At 50.0% G+C, this 3,710-nt stretch carries 3 protein-coding genes; all 3 read right to left on the minus strand.

The genetic code is table 11. The annotated features are described in order from the left end of the window. A partial coding sequence (gene asnB, locus BZG14_RS14800) for an asparagine synthase B (protein ID WP_131825200.1) occupies window positions 1–893 on the minus strand: 893 nt, incomplete at its 3' end. Window positions 894–1,161: 268 nt separating this feature from the next. Continuing rightward, window positions 1,162–2,742, minus strand: a complete 1,581-nt coding sequence (locus tag BZG14_RS14805) for a cation:proton antiporter family protein (RefSeq protein WP_077456608.1) — start codon at window positions 2,740–2,742, stop codon at window positions 1,162–1,164. 394 nt (window positions 2,743–3,136) lie between these two features. Beyond that, window positions 3,137–3,710, minus strand: a 574-nt coding sequence (locus tag BZG14_RS14810) for an ROK family protein (protein ID WP_131825201.1), incomplete at its 5' end; no start/stop codon positions are given.

The raw sequence follows: 3,710 nt of genomic DNA on the forward strand, positions 1-3,710 counted from the left end.
AACTCGTGGTGAACGGTGCCAAGGTGATCAGCGACCTCTTTGGCGGCCTTCAAATCCGGCGCCCCTTCCAGGCCGATAGCAAACGAGTGCAAACGTGGCCACCATGCTTGGCTTTGGTCGTCATCCTCGATGCGGTTGGCGGCATACTGCTTGGTCACTGCGGAAATCACCGATGAGTCCAACCCGCCGGACAGCAATACACCATAAGGCACATCCGTCATCAATTGGCGATGAACTGCTTTCTCTAGGGCTTCTTTGAGTGCCGCCTTATCCGTGGTGCTGTTTTTTACGCCATCGTATTCCATCCATGCGCGTTTGTAATAGCGGACGGGCTCGCCTTGCTTGCTCCATAAAAAGTGACCCGGAGGGAACTCACTAATGGTTTTACAAATAGGGGCTAGCGCCTTCATCTCAGACGCGACGTAATAGTTGCCGTGCTCATCGTGGCCATGATAAAGCGGGATAATGCCAATATGATCACGACCAATTAAATACGCATCTTGCTCCTCATCATACAAAATAAAGGCAAAGATACCGTTGAGGTAATCGAGTAACTCTGGGCCTTTCTCTTGATATAGGGCGAGAATAATTTCGCAGTCAGACTCGGTTTGAAACGGGTAGTCGGGGGCAAACTCAGCGCGGAGCTCTTTGTGATTGTAGATCTCACCGTTGACTGCGAGGGCTTGAGTTTGGTTTTGGTTATAAAGTGGTTGTGCCCCACTGTTAAGATCGACAATCGCAAGGCGCTCATGGACGAGAATCGCTTTTTCAGACGAATAAATCCCTGACCAGTCTGGGCCACGGTGACGCATGGTCTTCGACATTTTTAACGCGACTTCCCGCAATTGTTGCGCGTCGGTTTTAATGTCAAGCGCTCCAAAAATTGAACACATAATCTTCCTCTCTGTTTATGTTATGCGGTGTTTGTCGCCGTGTTATGCCCCGATAAAGGGCGACTGGCGGCGACTTGTTAACCACACTTTGCCCTGTGGCAGAGAAAGACACAAGTAGATAAAACAAATTCGTTATCTAAAATCGCCTTATAGTGAATGAAATTTAATAAAAGATAAATATATCGAATTAAATTTAAAAATGGTGCAGTTTTTATACAAAAACGCACAAGCAACGAGGCTTGTGCGTGCGTCGTGTCGCCATGGGGCGCTAGCTATCCGGGTGAGAGAAGCGGTCTCTCACGTGGCGCGCGAAGCCGCTGCCCGCCTCTTGGTAGATATTAAAGGCTTCATCCACGCCAAGTGCTTTAAGTTGATCAAGCTCGTCTTGGTACTTAGCAATGGCGGCAACCTTGCCATTAAATCCCGTTTGCCGAATTTGCTCGAGCGCCAGTGTATTGGCATGGCTATGAGGCATGGCGAGTAGAATGAGCGAGATATTGCCATCAGACACCGCCCGCGACCAAAAGTCGGGGTCGGTTGCATCGCCTAAAATGACACGTCGTCCTTCTTGCTGATGACGCGTCACCGAGTCTTCTCGTGTGTCAATCCCCACAATCGGTTGGTGGTGTGTGGTGGCAAGTTCGTCGTAGGCACCTGAGCCAATGCGTCCCATCCCGAGTACCAATATGTTGGCATCACCGAGATTGATTTGTTGATCACTGGGGTGAAGCTTGTCGGGGGCACGTTCAGGCAGCCAACGTGACGCCCACCCATACAGCTGGTTACTAAAGGTATTGAGGGGAGCGGAAAAGGCAAAACTGAGTGATACCGCAATGGCGATGGAAACCAGGATCGGGCCGGGCATCAGTCCTGTTTTATACGCCAAGCCACCCACTATAAGTCCAAACTCGCTGAAGTTGAATAAGGTGAGCGTGGTGAATAAGGCCGTACGAACTCGATATCGAAAGCCGCTGACGATCCAGTAGTAGAGTACGCCCTTGATGGGCAGTAATAACATCAAGATCAGTGCAAAACTAAAGCTCTGCCAGGTAGGCTGCTCGGATAAGCCAATGTTGAGGAAAAAGCAAACCAGAAACAGCTCTTTCATATTAAACAGTGATTTGGCCATTTCGGATGCACGTGGGTGACTGGCAAGCAGCATACCGAGAATAAGCGCGCCCAAGTCGGGTTTAATCCCTACCGCCTCAAAAAGCCCCGCACCAGCTACAAGGGCCAGGAATACGGCATAAAGAACCAAGATTTCACCGTGACCTGCCTTGTCCAAAAGCTTACCCAATAGCGGTTTTAGCAGAGGTAAACCAAAGAGGAGGAGGGCGGACAGTTCGGGGGTTTTGCCCGATGTCGCGGTGAGGAAAATCACGGCAAAGATATCTTGCATGATCAGCATACCGATGGCCAAGGTGCCATAGGTGGCATTCAGCTCCCCTTTTTCTTGCAGCGCTTTGATGGCAAAGACGGTGCTAGAAAATGAAAGCGCGAAGCCAAGCAGCAGCATCTCAGATAGACTCATGCCTGACAGCATAGGAATGCTCAGTGCTTTAAGGCCCATTAGCGCGAGAGTAAAAAAGGCGGTTGTCAGGACATTATGGGCCGTGGCTCCAAACCAGATTTCTTTGGCAAGCAAGGTTTTGACATCAAGCTTTAAGCCGATAGTAAACAGCAGCAAGGTGACACCCAGATCGGCCAACTGCGTGATCACCGGTGTCGACTGGTAGCCCATGGCATGCAGGACAAAGCCCGCGATAAGAAAGCCAACCAACGGCGGGAGATGGCAGCGCATTAATGCATAGCCACTGATAAATGCGGCGGAAATAAAAACCAGTTCCATATCTTGTACTTATTCTAAAGTTGAGTGAGACAAGGCGTTGTCGCTAACGTGGCTATAATGTACACGTTTTGTGGTCAGTATGTGAATGTAAAATCAGGAAGCGTGAGAACCGACAGTATAGGGACAGTGGCGGTGAAGCGCCGATCGACGAAAGCTTCCAGCCTTTTGCTGCATGGGTGACATAAACAGATTGACTTAAAAAAGGTGACTCAAGACAGGGTGCTGACTGAGTGATTAGAGGCGTGGATGCAATAGGCGGGATGGAAAAAGAGGGGAGTGCTCGACTCCCAGTGAGTATGCCGGCGTATCAGCGAGGCTTTATGCATACGCTCATCGCAGGTAGATAAAGCCTGACTGGTGTTAGCCAGGCAATTTCGGCTTTCTGACTAACGTCTTACTCTTCTAGCAGCTCTTGTAGGAGCTCACCATTAAGCATCGCCCGCTTGACTAAGGAAAACGCAGCCATTGTCGGCTGAGCCTCTAGGTCGGCGCTAACAATCGCCAGCTTTTCGTGGAAACTTGGCAATGATTGATTCTCGACACAGCGCTCAATGGCAGGGAAGACCACACTTTTCGCTGCAGTAATCTTGCCCGCAATGACCACCAGCTGTGGGTTAAATAGATTGACGGTCATCGCGATCGCTTTACCCAGATGATTACCGACTTTCACCAATACTTGGCGCGCCAACTCATCACCTTGCTCTGCGGCTTGGCAAATCGCTTCAATAGTCAGACTTTGATCATAACTGAGGCTACTGGGATGCCCTTGTGCAAGCAGCTGTTGCGCGTGTTCAATGATCGCTTCGTTCGACGCCACGGTTTCTAAGCAGCCAAAGTTGCCACACTGACACTTTTTACCCAGTGGATCGATCTGTACATGACCAAGTTCACCCACATTCCGGTTCTGGCCAAGAAAAATTTGCCCATTGACGATGATCCCCGCGCCAGTACCATGATGCACACTGACT

This window comes from Salinivibrio sp. IB282 (assembly GCF_001995685.1).
Taxonomy (GTDB): Bacteria; Pseudomonadota; Gammaproteobacteria; order Enterobacterales; family Vibrionaceae; genus Salinivibrio; species Salinivibrio kushneri.